Genomic DNA, 19553 nt, shown 5'->3' on the forward strand with positions numbered 1-19553 from the left:
CCTAATATGCCCATCGTCCCTTCAAAACACAGAATAGGGTGACAGGATGAAGTTGAGGAAGTCAGCAGAAGACAAAATGATTTTTTTATACCGTTATGTATCACTATCTCTAACGTCACTTGTTTTTCTGTTCGAATCATCTAGGTTAATCGTGTGGCAGAAGCTATTACTGATTGGTTTTCTATTTTTATCCGTTACAGCATTTACTTGGATTTACCGTAAATACAGACTTCATGATATGGTATTGAAATGCAGCATTGCACTAGAAACAGCAGGGATCATTTTGTTGTTATTCCCAACCGGAGGGATGGATAGCCCGTTCAAATGGTATGTGATTACCCCCATGCTGGTGGCTTGTGCTCATCTGTCTATGAGATACAGTTGGACACTCCTCCTTTCTTATATCGGCTTGGTGCTTACATTTTGTTATATCTTTTTTACACCAGGTCAATATTTTTTGTGGGATCTTATATTGCAGAATATCAATTTGTTTCTGGTACTGATCGTAACTACGATGGCAATGCAGGTTATCGGCGTCATGAAGGACGAACTGAAGGTGGCTAAAGAACAAGCCAATGAGACGATGGATCATATCAAGTCGATTTACCACATCATGGAGACGACCAGCCACAATGAGGCTTTAAATCTCGGTCAGGTCATCTCAGACTATACTGTCAAGCTAACAAAGCAGAGCCGTGCATTTTTCTGGCTAGATAGTCAGGAGGAGGATGCACCGGAAAGCAGCCAGACAGGCTGGACGGTAGAGGAGGAGGAGCAGCTATTCGAGGAGCTGGGGAATTATCGGGAGGAATTCAGGGAAGAGCGTGAACCATTTTTCAGACATCTGCCAGAATGGGGCGATTTCCTCATGATCACAGTACCGATGACGACCCGTTTTGTAGCGACGATTGGCCTCAAGCTGGGCCCGGATCAAAGTCTGACAGGAAGACGCTGGCTCGTGCAACAACTGATATTCTTGGCTGAGCTGAGCGCTGTGTTCTTGGAGCGCTATGAGCTGGAGCGTATTGAAAATCAGCTGATTGTGACGAATGAGCAGAACCGAATTGCAAATGAAATGCATGACAATGTTTCTCAAAGTCTTTTTGGTATTGTGTACGCAACGCATTCTCTCCGGCAAACCTGGTGTCATCAGCCAAAGGAGCAGGTGGAGGAGCAAATTGATCTAATTCAGCAATCTGCTAACCAAGCGGTTAGAGAGCTGAAAGGGGCGATTCATAGTCTAAGCTCGAAAAAAAGCGGAGGCTCAACTTGGTTAGGGACGGTGAAAAGTCATCTCCATACACTCTCCAAGCTGAACCATGTACAAATTGATTTTGACATTCATGGTGATCATTATTCACTTCCGTATTTGTACCAAAAAGCTTTGTTCCGCATCATTTCCGAAGCGGCGGGGAACGCAATCCGTCATGGATTGGCCAAGCGAATTGATGTGAAGTTAAAATTGACGCCCCAAGTGATTAGACTGTCTATTCATGACGACGGAGTAGGGTTTGAGACGGCGAGAATGGTAGCAGGAGGTGAGGCGGTCAGTGCAGGCGGGGGCCTGGGCATGATGAATATGGAATATTTAGCTCAATCGATGGGAGGCGAATTTGATATTTCAAGTCGAATCGGAGAGGGAACACAGATCCGATTGTCCATTCCGGTAAATGCTTATGAATGAGGATTTTGCAAAATCCTCGAATAAAATGCGTGAACATTCTGCAATACAAAATCTGCGGTAACAATCGGATACATAGGGATTATGCAAATCCTGAACTGTAGACAGGAGGCCGAATCATGAAAATTGTCATTGTCGATGATCATCCTTTAGTACGGAAAGGACTCGCTGCGGTTATATCCATGCAGCCCAATGTTCAGTTTGCGGGAGAGGCCCAGAATCAACAGGAAGCACTTGTGGTGATCGAGGAAACAGATCCGGATCTGGTGCTGCTGGATTTGAAACTAGCTGATGAATCGGGGCTGGATATTATCAAGATAGCGCGCGGACGTGGTTTCAGAAGCAAATTTATTTTGCTGACCTCTTCCGCAACACGTGAAGATTTTCTGAAAGCAGAGGAAGCTTCCGTGGATGGTTATGTGCTTAAGGAAGCATTGCCTGAGGAATTAATTTACGCGATTCATCTTGTCAACAAAGGACGCAAATATTATGATCCGGCTATTCTCGAAAACAAGCTGCGTGAAGATGCGGGCAATCTGTCGGACGACCTGACGCCAAAGGAAAAGGAAGTGCTGGTCGAGCTGGGACAAGGAGCCTGCAATCGTGAAATTGCATCGCGGTTATTTATCAGTGAGTTCACAGTCAAAAAGCATGTCAGTCAGATCTTGGCCAAGCTGCGGCTGGCGGATCGTACGCAGGCAGCATTGTATGCCAATGCCATTGGTCTGGCGAAGTACGAGCCAACAAACATGGTATGATGCGCTGACTCTATAAGCTGCGCTGCACTTTTATATGCGAGTGGAAAGAAAAGCCTCAAAATCACCAAGCTTTGTGATTTTGAGGCTTTTTTCGATTTCTTTTTCCATAATCGACAAAGCATGGTACAAAAGTATACCATGCCGTATCCGAAAGTATACATTTCCCTCCCCCCATAGTGAGGGAGAAAGTGCCATTCGGTTCCATGTCGTTCACAGAGCCAATTGTTACAATAAAGTCATACTTAAATATGAAGAGAAATTGTATAGGAGGGAGGATTTTTGTGGAGAAAACCATTTTGGATTATCTAGTCCTGATCAAAAGAAGATTGTGGCTGATCGCAATTTTTGTCATTCTCTCATGTGTAACAACATACTTTGTGAGCGACAATGTTGTGAAGCCAGTCTATTCCGCTTCAAGCCAACTGCTGGTTAATCATATTTCCGCCAAGCAGGGGAGTAACAATCTGAACGACGTCAACACAAGTCTTAATTTGGTGGAAAGCTACAAGCAAATTCTTACTTCACCTAAAATTATGGACGCTGTTGTAGCGGCTCATCCCGAGTTCGGTTTGACGCAGCAGAAGTTGGCAGAGAAGCTGCAGATTAAATCCTCGGATAAAAGTCAGGTTATCGGTTTGACGTTTGAGGCAGGGAGCTATCCACAGGCCGCAGCGGTTGTAAACGCGGTAACCCAGAAATTCGTACAGACGGTTCCGGGATTGATGGAATTGAATAATGTGAAAATTTTAAATGAAGCGGACCCTCAGGCCAATCCTGACCCGATTAATGGGAACCCGCTCATGAATATTGCGATTAGTTTTCTCGTATCGCTGATGATTGCATTGGGCACGATTGTGTTCCTGGAAAGCATTAACGACACGCTGCGCTCGGAGAAAGAAGCGGACGCGGACATCGGCATTCCGGTAATCGCATCGATTCCAGTCATTCGCAAGAAAGACGTCGATGGAGCAGCCGGAAATTCCAAAGAACGGGTAGGGGAGCGTAAATATGCTGCGATTGAATGACATGTTGATTACAGAAAGTAATCCATCATCGTATATCTCGGAATCATTTCGATCCCTCCGTACATACATCCGGCAGCAGGTGATTGGGCAAAAGGACCGTGGAACGGTTCTATTGTTGACCTCGCCGGAAAGCGGAGCGGGTAAAACTACACTGCTCGCCAACATCGGAGTTTCCTTTGCACAAGAAGGCAAGAAGGTGGCTCTGGTGGATTGCAATCTGCATAAACCAGCGCTGCACGAGATATTCGGAATGGAGAATACCGGAGGTCTATCGGCTTATTTGCGCGGTGGGGCTTCTTCCAAGTCTATCGTTAGGCATGGTGGGCTGGAGCTATCGGTTGTTCCCGGTGGAGACACCCTGTACAACGCAGCAGATCTGCTCGGTAGCGAACGTATGGCTGAGCTGCTGGAAGAGCTCAAACGTGAATATGACATCATCTTGCTTGATTCGGCTCCGGCGTTGAATTATACGGATGCTCGCTTGATTGCAGGCTTGACGGATGGTGTGATTCTCGTTGCTAGACATGGTCGTACCAAACGGGAAGATCTACGCAAAACAAAGCAACTCATGGAGCAGGCCAATGCGACGCTGGTTGGAATTGTGATGAATCAGGTGAAGTAAGCAACACCAAAATTCGATGAAGCAAGGAGAATGAGTGCGATGACGAAAAGAGTGAAAAAGGCCATTATTCCAGCAGCAGGGTTAGGTACGCGCTTCCTCCCTGCCACAAAAGCGATGCCTAAGGAAATGCTTCCAATTATCAATAAGCCTACGATTCAATATATCGTGGAAGAAGCGATTGCTTCGGGTATTGAGGACATTATTATCGTTACGGGTAAAGGCAAACGTGCCATTGAGGACCACTTTGACAACGCATTTGAGCTGGAATCCAAACTGCTCGAGGACGGTAAGCTGAAACTTCTGGAGGAAGTACAGCGTTCTTCGGGAGTGGAAATTCACTACATTCGCCAAAAAGAACCCAAAGGTCTTGGACATGCGGTATGGTGCGCAAGACGCTTTATCGGGGACGAGCCGTTTGGTGTGCTGCTGGGCGATGATATCGTAACAGGTCAGAAACCTTGCCTGCGCCAGCTGATGGATCAGTATGAGGAAACTCAAAATTCGGTTATCGGTGTGCAACGGGTACCGCAGGAATTTACGAACCGGTACGGCATCATTGAACCGGATCAGCAGGACGGACGCTTGTACCGAGTGAATAATTTTATAGAAAAACCGGCTCCAGGCACAGCGCCATCCGATTTGGCTATTATGGGTCGCTACGTGTTCTCGCCGAAAATTTTCAAATATCTTGATCTTCAGGAAAAAGGAGCTGGCGGCGAAATTCAGCTGACGGATGCGATCCAAAAGCTGAATCAGAGTGAGCGTGTGTACGCCTATGATTTTGAAGGCACACGTTATGACGTGGGTGAGCGTCTTGGATATATTTTAACCACACTTGAATTTGCACTTGCCAGCGATGATTTGAAGTATCCGGTTATGGAGGCCATGAATGAATGGTTGAAAAAGACCGAGAAAGCAACCACGGCAGGTTGAGAGGGGGTACGTCAGCATGAGCATGGAAAATTTACCGGAGGACGGCGAGGCTGTCATGTCAGGTAAAGCGTTTTACATGCCATACGGAAATACACAAATTCAGGATAAAACGTCCTACCTGGTCACAAAACGCCTCCTTGATATGCTGCTGTCGTTTGTGGGCTTGATCGTCTTGCTTCCGCTTTTTGTAGTGGTAGGCGTTTTGATTAAGCTTGAAGACCCAAAGGGAAGCGTGTTTTTCAAGCAAACTCGGGTGGGCAAGAATGAGAAGTTATTCGATATGTATAAATTCCGTTCAATGGTGTCCAATGCAGAGGAACTGAAAAAGGACTTGATGGAGCTGAATGAAGTGAGCGGCGCCATGTTTAAAATTAAAAACGATCCTCGGATCACGAAAATTGGCAGTTTTCTGCGCAAGACGAGTATTGATGAGATTCCGCAGCTGTGGAACGTGTTGGTCGGCGACATGACTTTAGTCGGTCCGCGTCCGCCGTTGCCCAGCGAGGTCGAGCAATATTCTGATTATGATAAGCAACGCCTGATTGTAACACCGGGATGTACGGGTTACTGGCAGGTGAGCGCACGTAACAGTGTAGGCTTCGAAGAAATGGTGCAAATGGATTTGAAGTATATTCATGTTCGCAATACGTGGCTCGATTTGAAAATCATCATGAAAACAGGCGTTAAAATGCTGTTCTCCAAGGATGCTTACTGATGGATGCATTCAAGCGATGTCCCGCAGTGTCCGTCGTTATTTGCACCTATAACCGGGCGGACCTGCTGGAGAAAACGTTAATGTCCCTGCTGGAGCTGGAAGACCTTGCACTGGCTGAGATCATTGTGGTCGATAACCGATCCACCGATCATACAGCAGCGACGATCAAAAGGTTCACCGTCGCCCATGGTCAGAATATCCATCTCCGATATCATTATGAGCGCGAACAAGGACTGTCTGCTGCTCGCAATGCAGGCATTACGTTATCAAGAGCGGAAGTCATTGCTTTTCTCGATGATGATGCAATTCCGTGTGTTACATGGTTGCAAACGATTATGTCAGCATTCGGGAACAATCCTGAGCTGACGGCTATGGGTGGGAAAATTGACCCTATGTTTGAGACGGAACGACCGGGTTGGCTAACAGGCCCGCTTGAACTGCCTTACACGATTATTGATCTGGGCAAAGCCGTTCGTGAATATCCGTCTGGACTGAATCCATTTGGAGCGAATATGGCGATGCGCAAAACGGCTTTTGCCGCCGTTATGTTCCCGCTTCATCTAGGCAGAAAGGGAGATATCCTTCTATCAGGTGAAGAATCGTGGGTATTCGAGCAAATCCGTAAAAATGGTGGAACGATTATGTATCATCCACACATGTCTGTGGAACATTTTGTGCCGGCTTCACGGTTAACGAAAGAATGGATCATGAACCGCTACTATTGTCAGGGCATGTCTAACGCTGCTCAGGCCGTAGGTCTGCGCGGCAACGCGATGCTGATGGCGAAGACGGCAGCCAAAGTGTTATACATCACTTTGGATTCCCTGCTGGCACGTAGTGAGGGCAGGAAGCTGTTGAACCGGTGCAGGCTTGAAAGTATCCGTGGGACACTGGATACACTGCGCAACCGGAAAAGCGAGTCAGCTGCGGGGTGAAAGATGGAACATGAGTAACTATCCTTGGACTACTAGAATAAACACCATACAGCATGTTTTTATTTTTCTACTGGGCGCTCTTGCTGTAGGAATTGCGGCTACCTATCAGCCGGTGGTCAGTATTGCGGCGGTATGTTTACTGCTCTTGCTGGCTGTTTCTATCCATCATCCAGAGCGCATCAGCTACGCTGTTTTGCTAAGTACAGCAGTCTCAGTCGATTCTCTGTATCAGGGTGGCGTGTTCGGTATTGAGATTTTGTCATTGTACAAATTGGGCATTTTGGCTCTGCTGGTGCCGTGCATGCTCGTGTATGGCATACGTCTCAAGTTCAGCTATCCGGTCTGGGCATTGGTGATCATGCTGGGGATCACATTTGGATTTTCAGCATGGCTGCCTTTGTTAACGACCTCGATTGCCGTTAAGGCGTTCGTCGGTTTATCACTCCCTTTCTTTTTTTTACTGATCCAGTGGAAAAAGGATGTAGCAGAAAAGCATATCCGACTGATCAGTCTGTTGCCAATTATTAGTGTGGTCATTGGATTGGGTTTGCAGGTTCTAGGGCTGCATTCGTTTACGGATGTAGAATTTACGGGCGCAGTCAGAGTACAAGGAGCGAATATACCGCCGCATCTGGCAATGCTCTCCTTTCTCGGAATTGCCGTCTCTCTAATTGAGGTCAAGCGCAGACCCAAGCAAGCCGCTTTTTATTACACTGTGTTGGCACTGAACTTTCTGATTCTGATCGCTACCGGTACACGTGGACCGATTCTGGCTTTGTTATTAATGTTTGCTGTATATCTGTTTGATATTGCCCGTCAGTACCTCAAGGGGAAAGTCAATTATTTGCTACCGCTGGCCGGATCGTTTTTGGTTGCTCTGGGGGCGGTGGCCCTGCAATGGAACAATTTAAAAAAACGCTCCTTCGAACGGGAGACCGATACAGGCATTGACCTGTCGGGACGCTCGGAGGCATGGGAATATTTTTTGAACAGAGTACATGATTACCCTTGGTCAGGGAGAGGTCTTGGCGCGGTAACGGTCGCGAACGATGGGACATTATTCAATGGCTTTGTTGTACCGCATAACGAGTATATACGCTTTTATTTTGACACGGGATATATCGGTTGCGGGCTATTAATGCTTTCATTGCTGATCGTGTTCGCTCTCATTTACCGGTCGCTTGCCAAGTCTATCAAACCTTATTTTGTAAGCTTAATTGCAGGCTTTCTGATCTACTCGTTTTCAGATAATACGTTGTCGACGGTTCAGATGATTATTCCATTTTGCTGGTATTTGAACGCGTTATACCAGACATCTACTCAAACCGATTTTCGCAAAGAGAAGTGATACGATGAGCAGAGTGAACATGTTCGATGTCAACTTTGATAATTACGATTTTAATGATCTACTCGAATTTATAGATACTTCTATTGAACATCAGCGTCATTCCTACATTTTGACCTGTAATGTCGATCATGTGATCAAGCTTCGCAAGGATGATGAATTCCGCAAGGTGTATTCGGATGCCGGAGCTGTAGTGGCCGATGGGATGCCTATCATATGGGCGTCCAAGTTACTGAAAAAACCCCTCAAACAAAAGGTGTCCGGGTCAGATTTGTTCACTCGGCTGGGAGAGGCTTTTGAGGATCGAGGCTATCGTTTATTTTTTCTGGGTGCAGCTGACGGTATTCCTGAGAAGGCTATGCTCAATCTCCAGGAATCTTATCCGAACATGAATGTGGTGGGCTGTTACTCTCCTTCTTATGGTTTTGAGAAAAACGAGGAGGAGAATAGGCACATTATCCAACTGCTTCAAGAGGCTCGCCCGGACATCGTTTTTGTAGGTGTAGGCGCCCCTAAACAGGAAAAATGGATCTACAGATATTACGAGACTTACCGCGCTCCGATTTCGATTGGGGTGGGAGCGACCTTTGATTTCCTGTCGGGAAATGTGAAAAGAGCACCGGAGCTGATGCAGAAGACGGGATTTGAATGGTTCTGGAGGTTGTCTCAGGAGCCTAAACGATTGTGGAAAAGATATTTGATTGAGGATTCCCAATTTCTCGTTCTGCTGTTTAAGGAGATGTTCAAGCGGAAGCGGATGAAGGGAGGTCAGGGGTGAGAAACATGAGTCGGTTGGCAGATCAGCAGATTTCCGTTTGGCTAGGAAATCGGCGTGGAATCAGCATGATCGGCATGGGATTGCTGGCTTGTATGCTGCCACTCGCCATCGGATTTGTCAGCGCCAAGATGAATCCCACCATGAGCCAGCAGGGAGCCATATTGCTGGCGCTCGTTTTTCCGGCCTTCCTGCTGGCGATCTTGCAATCGCGGCTACTGATTCCTTACACACTGGCAGTGTGGGCAGTAGGCCCGGAAATCCGCCGCATTGCGGATTGGATGGAGGGAACGTATCACTCGGTTTCCTTGTTGAGCGTGGCACCGCTGCTGGTAAGCAGTATGTTGATTATTCCTGTGTTGCGAGGCATTCATCAGGCCGAAAAACCCTTGACCCGAATTGCTGTATTTTTCGGCATAGAATTGGCCTACGGAAGTGTGGTCGGGTTATTCAAAAATGGTATTGTTTTTGCTTATGATTTAGCCAATTATGTGGTTCCTTTGATCCTGTTGCCTTATCTTGCGATTAAGCCCATGAAGGCGAAGGAGCTGGACCGACTGCTGTATTCATATGCCAACATTGCTGTTCTTGTGGCAATTTACGGCATTATCCAGTACTTGACGGTGCCTCCGTGGGATGCATTTTGGATGAATCATGTAGAAATGAATTCCATTGGTGTTCCAGAACCACTTCAAATCAGAGTATTTTCTTCCATGAACTCGCCTGGTCCCTGCGCTATTTTCCTGGCGATGGCACTTGTACCCATGCTAATGGAAAAACGTTGGCGTGGCACTTTGGGATGGATCGGAATCCTGCTGACGGTCGTTTGTCTCTTAATCACGCTGGTACGTTCAGCCTGGCTAATTGCATTCGTCATGTTACTGGCTTACATTCTCAGTTCATCTTCCAAGGGAAAGTGGAAAACCTTGTTTCAACTAGCTATAGTTGGCCTTCTTCTCTACATCATTGTTCCAAAACTTCCAGGGGCAGAAGGTTTGGTGGCTCGCATGCAGACGCTGACGGATATTCAGCAGGATCATTCGTACAATGAACGTTTGGATTTACTGCATACGATGCTTCCGGCGATTGCTGGCAATCCGGTCGGGCAGGGGATTGGGAGTGTAGGAATCGGAACCAAGCTTGATAACGGCGGCGATCTCGGCGAACTTGGGATTATGGATAATGGATATATCGCCATTTTCCTCACCTTCGGTATTTTCGGGGCATTCTTTTTCTTCGGTGGTCTCTTCGTTATCATCAAGCGCCTTCTCGCCCGTATTGCCGCACGAGATGCCAGTCAGCCTTATATCAGACTGGCGTTGGCTACGTGGGCCGGAGCTGTAGCCAGTCTCATATCAGATAATGGTTTCCCCGGTATGCGCGGCTATCTGATCTGGATGATGATCGGGATAGGACTATGGGCAAAAGATGTCATCGCGGAAAGAAGGTAAAGGCTGTGCAAAACTTACAAGCATTATCCGCACCTGTCCGGACACTATGGTCCACGGTGATTCGGTTTGCCAAAAGCAAGGATAACAGCTCTGCAGCAGTAAAAACGATGATATTCAGTATGCTGATTCTCGTCGTGAATATGCTGACTGGTGTGCTAACGGCACGATTCCTGGGTCCTACTGGACGCGGGGAACAGACAGCGATGGTGAACTGGTCCCAATTTCTCGCCTTCTGCATGAGCTTCGGTGTCCCATCTGCATTAATTTACAATGCGAAAAGGAAACCGGAGGAAACGGGCAAGCTGTATGGTCTGGCCTTGCTGCTGGCTACCATGTTCGGGGGCTTGGCGACACTCGTCGGAGTTTTTCTAATTCCTTATTGGCTGCGCTCTTTTTCTTCATCGGTCATACTTTTCGCGCAGTGCTCCATGATGATGTGTCCGCTCATAGCGATTTCACAGATCAATAATGCATTGCTTCAAGTTCGCTCGGAATATAAGCAGTACAATTTATTCCGGTATCTGGTACCGCTAAGTACACTGCTGGGTCTGGCGATTCTGATCTTAACCGGAAATATGAATCCGTACACCTCGGCATTGGCCTATTTACTGCCGGGCTTGCCGATTTATATTGGTGTCACGATACGAATGATTCGGCTGTACAAACCAAAGGTAAAGAACAGCTGGACGCAATTTAAAAATCTCTTTACCTACGGTATGGGTTCATACGGAAATGATCTCATGGGGCAGGTTTCCACTTATATTGATCAGATTTTGATTGCGGGTCTGCTCAGACCCGCTGATCTCGGTTTATATGCAGTAGCGGTCAGCTTGGCCAGGATGGTGAATGTATTTTCTACCTCGATTATTGTCGTGCTGTTTCCCAAAGCCTCCGGTCTGAATAAGGAAGAGGCGGTGGCCATAACATTTCGGGCATTTCGAGTGACATCAACGGCAACCTTTCTGGCTGCGGTGATGCTGATGCTGATTGCTCCGTTCGTATTTACATTGTTATATGGTCAAGAGTTTAAACAAGCGCTTACGGTATTCCGGTTCCTGGTGCTTGAGGTTGCTATCAGTGGGGGAACCATGGTGCTGGCACAACAATTTATGGCGTTGGGTAAGCCCAAACTGGTTACCATTCTACAGGGTGTCGGATTGGCGCTCGTCATTCCATTGCTGTCCATACTCGTACCGAAATATGGATTGACGGGTGCAGGGATAGCAATGCTGTCTTCGGGGATTCTACGGTTCATTTTCATTTTATGTAATGTTAAATTCGTTCTAAAAATGAAGATTCCAAGACTGCTTATTTCCAAACAAGATTTTCAATGGCTCCGATCAACGATGTCACACTACATCCGGAAAAAGCCAGTTAACGGTTAGATAAAGAAGGAGGCACCCGCTAATGAACCACATGTCTAGCGTTCCCGCGGACAACCGGATATCCGTAGTTATTATCGCTCAGGATGATGGCACTCGAATCACAGCCGCCATTAAATCCTGCAAGCCCTTTGCGGACGATATCGTCGTCATTGACGGAGGGAGCAAGGACAATACGATTCAGGTAGCTGAATCCTTGGGCTGTCGGGTGTTTTCTAACCCGTGGCCCGGTTATGCCAAACAGCGCATGTTTGGTGTTGAAAAAGCGGAATTTGATTGGATATTCCTGATTGATACGGACGAAGTAGTGGATGCAGAGTTGCTTGGAGACTTGTTGAAAGTAAAGGAAACGCTCCACGATCCGGCCAAAGCATATTCCGTATTCCGGATTGGAGATTTTCTCGGCAAATGGATGAACAAAGGCGAATACCTGGTTCGTTTGTACAATCGGCGTATTTATGGCATTACGAATAGTCTTGTTCATGAAATGCCGGATGTAGCCTCTTCCCAGATTGTCAATCTGGAGGGCGTGTTATGGCACTACGGCTTCCGCAGCATCAGTGATCATATGACCCGTTTTAACAAATATACAGATCTGGAAGCAGAGACGGCATTTAACAAAGGAAGATCCTTTCGGATTACCAGACTGTTGTGGCGGCCTCCTGCCCGCTTTGTGCAGAAGTATTTTGTCCAAGGCTTATACCGCAAGGGATTGGCGGGTTTTGCCGTAGCAGTATTCTGGGTGATGTATGAGTTTCTCGTCTGCTTCAAGCATTATGAGCTAACCAAGCGGCGAAAAAAGATAGAAATCGTGGATGACGGACATACCGAGCAGAAAGGAGAAACCAGCTATGTCGTACAATAACGGATTTCGTATTGCGGCAACGGGGCTTAGCTGGCCGTCCTTGCAGCCAGGAGGCCTCAACACATATTTCAAATCCATCTGCGAGCAGCTTACGTTAGAGCGCAATACGCTGGATGCTCTAATCTGTAGTGAAGAGCAGCCGCAGGCGCCCGACCGTATTCGAATTCATTCGATTGGCAGCAAGCAGCAATCCATGTGGAAGCGTCGAGAGCTAATGCAAAAATATGCAGCAGAGCTGTTCGATAAGCAACCGATGGATGTACTGTATTCCCATTTTGCTCCCTATGGTGTCGGACCGGCGCTGGAGGCGAAAAAAAGAGGAATCCCGGTAGTTACCACCTTTCACGGACCGTGGACGGAGGAAATGAAGATTGAAGGACAGGGCATCAAGCATTTGCTAAAAACGACGTTGGCCAAATCCATTGAAATGAAGGCCTACGGATTGGCGGATAAATTTATAGTGCTAAGCGAAACCTTTCGGGATATTTTGCATGAGCACTATAAGGTTCCACTCAGCAAAATTCATGTTATTCCTGGTGCGGCGAATGTAGAAAGGTTCCACCCGGCAGAGGATCAAGAAGCGGTGCGGAAGCGCCTGAATTTGCCGCAAAATGCGACGATTGTGCTCACCGTTCGTCGTCTTGTTAATCGAATGGGACTGCTACAGCTACTGGAAGCATGGAGACGAGTCACCGAGCGTCATCCTGATCATGTGTTGCTGATTGGAGGGAAGGGTCCCTTGATGGAGGAATTGGCTTCCAAGGTGGCGGAATACAATCTTCATAACCATGTAAGGCTGCTCGGTTATGTGTCAGATGAGGAGCTTCCACTGTACCACCAAGCATCGAATTTGTTCGTTGTACCTACACAGGCACTGGAAGGTTTCGGTCTGATCACAGTGGAGGCGATGGCCTCGGGACTGCCGGTGCTGGCGACTCCTGTGGGTGGCAATAAGGAGATTTTAAGAGGATTCCGTCCCGAGCTTTTGTTCAAGGGAACGGATAGTGAAGCCATTGCTGAAGGGTTGCTGCGTGTGCTGGATCATCGTGAACTTCTACCGAATGCAAGGGAATGCCGGGACCATGTCCTGAGCAGATATACATGGGGACATGTAGCGGAGCAGGTGGAAGAGGTGTTCCGACAGGTCCTTGATAGAAAGGCGGCGGCGAAATGATGAGAGTAGCTTATATTGACCATACGGCAAGATGGAGCGGCGGCGAAGTCGCTTTGTACAACATACTGACGAATATCGGGGAACATATCGACCCGCTCGTTATTTTGGCAGAGGAGGGCGATTTAGCAGATCGGCTTCGGCAGCGTGATATTGATGTGCGCATCGTTCCATTGGACGATTCGATTCGCAATCGGGGACGGAATGCCGTGAATCTAGGTGCGCCTGCAGCAGCTTTTCGTTTGCTGGCTTACGGTAGAAAACTTGCGCCCTTGCTGCGTGAGGAAAAGGTCGTGTGCGTTCACACGAACTCGCTCAAGTCTGCACTGTATGGTACAGTAGCCGCCAAATCGGCGAAGCTGCCCTTGATCTGGCATATCCGTGACCACATCGGTCCGCCGTATCTGAAGCCGATTGTGGCCAAAGGGATTCGGCTGATGTCCCGCTTTTTGCCCAACGGAGTGATTGCTAATTCCAAGTCCACGCTGAGTGCGTTGGAGTTACCCCCGGACAAAAAGACGCTTGTCGTTTATTCCGCTTTTGCCAAAGCAATTACAGCACGTGACACGGCTGCCCATGTACGTGGTGATGACTCGTTTAACGTCGTATTGGTCGGCAGATTGGCGGAATGGAAGGGACAGCATATTTTACTGGAAGCAGCACGCTCCTTTTTACCGGATCAGCGCGTGAAATTCTGGCTGGCTGGAGATGCGTTGTTCGGAGAAGAGGAATACAAGCAACGATTAGAGTCCACGATGCGCGAATACGGGTTGGCTAACGTCAATCTGCTGGGACACGTCGATGACATTCAAGGCCTGATGCAGCGTTGTGATTTGCTGATTCATACTTCTATTACACCAGAACCATTCGGTCAGGTCATTATTGAAGGCATGGCTGCGGGTCTCCCAGTGATTGCTTCCAATGAGGGTGGACCCAAGGAAACGGTGGTACCCCATGAAACCGGGCTGCTTATTGAACCGGGTGATCCGGCTAAGCTGGAAGAAGCCATCCGCTGGATGTTGGAGCATCCACAAGAACGTCAGCAGATGGGTGAGAGAGGGATGGAACGGGTCAAAAAGCATTTTGTCATCGAGAACACAGTTAAGGATATAGTTCATTACTATAAGGGTTTGTTGGCAGGAGTCTGACCGACATTCGCGTTAAAGGATGATTCAGATGAAAATAGCGATAGCACACGATTACTTAATCCAAATGGGCGGAGCGGAAAGGGTAGTAGAGGTATTCCACGATATGTATCCGGAGGCTCCTATCTTCACAACGGTGTTCAGCGACGACCGCCTGTCGCATAACTTGAAGGATGCGGATATTAGAGCCACTTGGCTACAAAAAGTCCCAGGGGTGAAGGACAACTTCAAAGGAGTGCTGCCGCTGTATCCCATTGCTATCCGTGATTTTGATTTTAGGGATTTCGACATTGTTTTAAGCTCCAGTAGTGCATTTATGAAAAGCATCCAGGTACCCAAACATACGTTTCACATTTGTTATTGTCACACACCGATGCGGTTTGCCTGGGATTACGATACATATATGGCCCGGCAGTCCAAATCCAACCTGCTCAAAAACATGCTCAAGCTGTACATGAACCGGTTGAAAACATGGGATGCCAAAACTTCTCGCAACGTAGACCAGTTTGTTGCCAACTCTTCGGTTGTTAAACGAAGAATTTTGCACTATTACCAAAGGGATTCGGATGTGATTTTCCCACCTATTAATACATCCCGTTTTAAACGCGCTACAAACATCGGTGACTATTACCTGATCGTATCCCGATTGGTGTCCTACAAGCGCATCGATCTCGCGATCGAAGCATTCAAACGTAACGGTCTCAAGCTGCGCATTGTGGGTGAAGGACCAGACCGTAAACGACTCGAAGGTATGGCTGCCCCGAACATTGAGTTCCTCGGCAGGCTTGAGGATGAAGAGGTTAACAAGCTGATGGCAGAATGCCGAGCGCTCGTTTTTCCGGGTGAAGAGGACTTCGGTATTACGCCTTTGGAGGCGAATGCGGCCGGACGGCCTGTCATCGCTTTTCAGGGTGGGGGAGCGCTGGATACGATTGTTCCTCATGTGAACGGCGTATTTTTCCGCAAGCATCAAGTAGAGGATGTGCTGGAGGCCGTCGAAAAGGTTGAGCAACATGCATGGAATGTGGACGATATCATTACCCATGCCCGCAAATTTGATGAAGAAAACTTCAAGGATCAATTAAAAAAGTATGTAGAACAAGCCTATGTGAACTTTCTAAAAGGAGGATGAACGGAATGAAGCTGGCTGTAATCGGTACTGGATACGTTGGGCTCGTCTCGGGTGTATGTTTTGCGCAAAAAGGTAATGAGGTGATTTGTGTCGATCTGGAGCAGCACAAAATCGACATGTTGAACCGGGCAGAATCTCCGATTTATGAACCGGGTATTGAGGAATTGATCGCGTTGAATCTGGAAGCGGGCCGGTTGGAGTTCACCTCGGATTTGGCCGATGCGGTACGCCGCTCGGATATCGTAATTTTGGCGGTAGGTACGCCTTCTCTGGCTAACGGCGAGGCGAATTTGTCGTACATTGAACAGGCGGCCGCTGATGTTGGGAAAGCCATGAACGGGTATAAGATTATTATGACCAAGAGTACTGTACCTGTCGGAACGAACGAAAAGATTAAGGACGTGTTGGCTCGTCACACGAGCTTGTCTTTCGATATCGTCTCCGCGCCGGAGTTCCTGAGAGAAGGCTCAGCCATCAATGATACGCTTCATCCGGATCGCATCATTATTGGTTTGGACAATACAGGATTGCGTGAAACCATGGTCACTCTGCATCAGGTCTTCACGGATAAAATCTATGTGACGGATATCCGTAGTGCTGAAATGATCAAATACGCGTCCAATGCGTTTCTGGCAACTAAAATTTCGTTCATTAACGAAATCGCTAATATTTGCGAAAAGGTTGGCGCCGATGTAACCTGTGTGGCTGACGGTATGGGTATGGACAAACGGATTGGCTCCTCTTTTCTACAAGCAGGGATCGGGTATGGTGGCTCTTGCTTTCCAAAAGACACAAATGCGCTTATCCAAATTGCAGGTAATGTAGACTATGAATTTAAGTTGTTGAAATCGGTGGTCGAGGTGAATACCGACCAGCGCTTTATGATTGTATCCAAGCTGCGCGAATCGCTGGGTCAACTGAACGGTGTGTCGATTGGCATTTGGGGCCTCGCCTTCAAGCCAAATACAGATGACATCCGCGAAGCTCCAGCACTGGAAATCGTAGAAACGCTCATTCAGGCAGGCGCTATTGTCAAGCTGTATGATCCCATTGCGATGGATAAATTCAAGGAGCGCGTGGATCACCCGAATATTATGTGGTGCTCATCCCCACAGCAAGCCGCTGAAGGTAGCGACGCTGTGTGCCTGTTGACTGATTGGGAAGAGTTCAAAAAAGTTGATCTCGTACAACTGGCCTCCATTCTGCACAAACCGGTTCTCATTGACGGTCGTAACGTATTCGCTGAGGAACAGATCCAAGGCTCCGGGCTGGAATACTACTCCGTGGGTCGTCCGCGGATGAGTGGGTGGAATCGGGATAAGGTAGAGGTTTAAAAGTGACAGATTAAAAAGTGACTGTGGCGGGTTGGAGGCGCTGCGCGTTCCATTCGATCTTCCGATCGCTGTTGCAGTGGGATTCTTTGGATTATATAAAACATTCCAAGGTAAGAATCCCACTGCAAAGGCGAACGCTAGCGCTTCTCCAGATTCAAATGGACCGCTCCGCTGCTTTTCCCGCATAGAGTCACGGTTTTTAATCTCCCACCTTATGGGGTGGGAGTAGGAAGGGCGTATCGGAAGGAGCGGCGCGGTTGATGCCGCTCCTTCCGATCAAGCGGCGCTGCGCCGCCCCTGTGGAGCAAGCACTACCATGCGGATACGCTATGCTGCTCCTGCGACGCAAAGACGCCATTGCTGTTGCCGAAGGCGTGAGATTTTTACAGGCTGACCGGACTTAATAATGTCCGGTCGTGCCTTTTGCACCACAAGGTATGATCGATATGATACATTTTTTGAGTAGCGAAGGGTTGGATTTGAATCTGGAGAAGCGATAGTGTTCGCCTTTGGACCGGGATTCAAACCTTTATACGATTTTATACAATCGAATGAATCCCGGTCCAACAGCGATCATAAGATTAAATTCATACCGTAGCGGGTAGTCAACTCATCATCAGAACGATCATCCAACCAATATAGAGAGGAAGTGGAGAGTTATGAAGCTCGTACTTTTGTCTGGTGGTTCCGGTAAAAGATTATGGCCTTTGTCCAACGATTCCCGTTCCAAACAATTTTTGAAGGTGCTGGAGAGCCCGGAGGGGATTTCGGAATCCATGGTACAGCGGGTATGGAGACAATTGGGAGACAACGGATTATCAGAATCTTCGTTTATTGCGACAGGGAGAGCACAGGTCGAAATGATCCAGAGTCAGGTCGGGCCGAATACGCGCATTATTGTTGAGCCGGAACGCAGAGACACCTTTCCTGCGATTGCGCTGACAGCGACTTATCTATATTCCATTGCAGGTGTTTCACCTGATGAAATTATAGCAATATTGCCTGTAGATCCTTATGTTGAGGATGCTTTCTTCGCTTCCGTAGCCCAGCTGGAACATACGCTTCAGGAGAGTGAAGGCAAGCTTGCTTTAATCGGGGTTGTCCCTTCCTATCCTTCAGAGAAATATGGTTACATTATTCCGAAAAACGATGCCACTCAAGGTAGCACAGGCTACCGTGAAGTGAGCCATTTTCAAGAGAAACCCGACCGGGAGCAGGCGGAGCGTCTGATTGAACGCAATGCTCTATGGAACTGCGGGGTTTTTGCATTCAAATTAAGTTATTTGCTGGATATCTTGGCATCCAAGGGGTTGCCGCTTAATTATGAAGAAATGCAAAAGCAATACGCATCTCTGGAAAAAATCAGCTTTGACTATGAAGTAGTCGAGAAGGAAAAGGACATCGTAGTTCTTCCGTATGATGGTTTTTGGAAGGATTTGGGTACCTGGAATACGCTCACAGAAGAAATGTCTAATCAACAAGTGGGCAGAGGTGTAGTAACGGAGGATTGCGTCAATACGAGCCTTATTAACGAGTTAGACATTCCTGTGGCGATCATTGGAACGAATGATCTGATCGTAGCCGCTAGCCCGGATGGCATTCTTGTGACCAATAAGGCAGAAAGTCCTCGCATTAAGGAAGTGCTCAAGGCTCATGATCAGCGTCCAATGTATGAAGAACGTCGTTGGGGACAGTATCGGGTTGTGGATTATGTCAAGTATGACGAGGGTAACGAGGTATTGACCAAACGAATCCGCGTACGGAAAGGCAAAAATATCAGCTACCAGCTTCATTTCAAACGAAGTGAAATCTGGACCATTATTAGCGGTGAAGCGGAAATTATTTTGAATGAGAAGCTGCACAAAGTGAAGGCTGGTGACGTAGTACGTATCCCTGAAGGGACGAAGCATAGCATTTTGGCAGTGACCGATGTGGATTTTATTGAGGTGCAGACTGGCTCTGAGTTGGTTGAAGAGGATATTGTCCGCTTTTGTATGGATTGGAATGAAATTTCCCGTCACCAATTTATCTCCTAATTATTTTCGTGAAAACGAAAAAAAGACGAATTCATGAAAATTCATAGCCTAAACTGTCGAAATTGGGCGAAAACCTGTAAATTCATGAACATGACCTATTAAATTTTGGTAAAAAAAAGTCGATACTTAGGGTAAGAAGGAATCCAAACTCCTTCCAACGATAAACGCAGCCCTGTCGAAAGGCAGGTACGCAAAGCTAAAGGGCCTTCCACAAGGATGGCAGCCTGGCTACCGAAAGGAAGAGCGAA

Annotated in this window: 18 protein-coding genes and 1 riboswitch; all 18 genes read left to right on the forward strand. The window is 47.5% G+C overall.

From position 1 onward, the window contains the following. Positions 1–46: 46 nt before the first annotated feature. A complete protein-coding gene (locus ACM1ND_RS06215) occupies positions 47–1684 on the forward strand; it encodes a sensor histidine kinase (RefSeq protein WP_028543112.1) in 1638 nt (545 codons plus the stop codon). Between the two features lie 116 nt (positions 1685–1800). Further along, positions 1801–2439, forward strand: coding sequence for a response regulator (locus ACM1ND_RS06220; protein WP_013309148.1), 639 nt, complete (start codon positions 1801–1803; stop codon positions 2437–2439). Between the two features lie 281 nt (positions 2440–2720). Continuing rightward, entirely contained in the window at positions 2721–3464 is a 744-nt protein-coding gene (locus tag ACM1ND_RS06225) for a YveK family protein (protein ID WP_418027304.1), read from the forward strand. After that, the gene (locus ACM1ND_RS06230; RefSeq protein ID WP_418027306.1) at positions 3448–4086 is read left to right on the forward strand and encodes a CpsD/CapB family tyrosine-protein kinase; all 639 of its coding nucleotides are present in this window, start codon (positions 3448–3450) and stop codon (positions 4084–4086) included. The genes ACM1ND_RS06225 and ACM1ND_RS06230 overlap by 17 nt, the downstream gene beginning before the upstream one ends. Before the next feature lie 39 nt (positions 4087–4125). Then, positions 4126–5019: a UTP--glucose-1-phosphate uridylyltransferase GalU gene (galU, locus tag ACM1ND_RS06235; RefSeq protein WP_013309151.1), complete on the forward strand. Its 894-nt coding sequence runs from the start codon at positions 4126–4128 to the stop codon at positions 5017–5019. A gap of 16 nt (positions 5020–5035) precedes the next feature. Continuing rightward, positions 5036–5734 carry a sugar transferase gene (locus ACM1ND_RS06240; RefSeq protein WP_013309152.1) on the forward strand — a complete coding sequence of 233 codons (699 nt, stop codon included), beginning with the start codon at positions 5036–5038 and terminating at the stop codon, positions 5732–5734. Continuing rightward, positions 5734–6669 (forward strand): glycosyltransferase, encoded by a 936-nt coding sequence (locus ACM1ND_RS06245; protein ID WP_013309153.1) that lies wholly within the window; start codon positions 5734–5736, stop codon positions 6667–6669. Before ACM1ND_RS06240 ends, ACM1ND_RS06245 begins: the two co-directional genes overlap by 1 nt. Before the next feature lie 10 nt (positions 6670–6679). Further along, entirely contained in the window at positions 6680–8017 is a 1338-nt protein-coding gene (locus ACM1ND_RS06250) for an O-antigen ligase family protein (RefSeq protein WP_068938670.1), read from the forward strand. A gap of 4 nt (positions 8018–8021) precedes the next feature. Continuing rightward, positions 8022–8792 (forward strand): WecB/TagA/CpsF family glycosyltransferase, encoded by a 771-nt coding sequence (locus ACM1ND_RS06255; RefSeq protein WP_028543109.1) that lies wholly within the window; start codon positions 8022–8024, stop codon positions 8790–8792. Positions 8793–8797: 5 nt separating this feature from the next. Continuing rightward, positions 8798–10240 (forward strand): O-antigen ligase family protein, encoded by a 1443-nt coding sequence (locus ACM1ND_RS06260; protein WP_023987420.1) that lies wholly within the window; start codon positions 8798–8800, stop codon positions 10238–10240. Between the two features lie 5 nt (positions 10241–10245). Further along, positions 10246–11625 carry a lipopolysaccharide biosynthesis protein gene (locus ACM1ND_RS06265; protein WP_013309157.1) on the forward strand — a complete coding sequence of 460 codons (1380 nt, stop codon included), beginning with the start codon at positions 10246–10248 and terminating at the stop codon, positions 11623–11625. A gap of 22 nt (positions 11626–11647) precedes the next feature. Then, positions 11648–12487: a glycosyltransferase family 2 protein gene (locus tag ACM1ND_RS06270; protein ID WP_023987421.1), complete on the forward strand. Its 840-nt coding sequence runs from the start codon at positions 11648–11650 to the stop codon at positions 12485–12487. After that, a complete protein-coding gene (locus tag ACM1ND_RS06275) occupies positions 12474–13661 on the forward strand; it encodes a glycosyltransferase family 4 protein (protein WP_076264388.1) in 1188 nt (395 codons plus the stop codon). The genes ACM1ND_RS06270 and ACM1ND_RS06275 overlap by 14 nt, the downstream gene beginning before the upstream one ends. Continuing rightward, positions 13658–14806, forward strand: coding sequence for a glycosyltransferase family 4 protein (locus ACM1ND_RS06280; RefSeq protein WP_023987423.1), 1149 nt, complete (start codon positions 13658–13660; stop codon positions 14804–14806). The genes ACM1ND_RS06275 and ACM1ND_RS06280 overlap by 4 nt, the downstream gene beginning before the upstream one ends. A 28-nt stretch (positions 14807–14834) precedes the next feature. Next, entirely contained in the window at positions 14835–15935 is a 1101-nt protein-coding gene (locus ACM1ND_RS06285; protein ID WP_076264387.1) for a glycosyltransferase, read from the forward strand. A gap of 5 nt (positions 15936–15940) precedes the next feature. Beyond that, on the forward strand, positions 15941–17269 hold the full coding sequence (locus ACM1ND_RS06290; protein ID WP_023987425.1) for a UDP-glucose dehydrogenase family protein: 1329 nt from the start codon (positions 15941–15943) through the stop codon (positions 17267–17269). A gap of 257 nt (positions 17270–17526) precedes the next feature. Further along, positions 17527–17673, forward strand: a complete 147-nt coding sequence (locus ACM1ND_RS06295) for a hypothetical protein (protein ID WP_155613653.1) — start codon at positions 17527–17529, stop codon at positions 17671–17673. Between the two features lie 255 nt (positions 17674–17928). After that, positions 17929–19305 (forward strand): sugar phosphate nucleotidyltransferase, encoded by a 1377-nt coding sequence (locus tag ACM1ND_RS06300; RefSeq protein WP_013309163.1) that lies wholly within the window; start codon positions 17929–17931, stop codon positions 19303–19305. 155 nt (positions 19306–19460) lie between these two features. Then, positions 19461–19541, forward strand: a riboswitch (cyclic di-GMP riboswitch). Positions 19542–19553: the final 12 nt, after the last annotated feature.

The sequence above is a fragment of the Paenibacillus sp. JJ1722 genome (assembly GCF_048282685.1).
GTDB lineage: Bacteria > Bacillota > Bacilli > Paenibacillales > Paenibacillaceae > Paenibacillus > Paenibacillus polymyxa_B.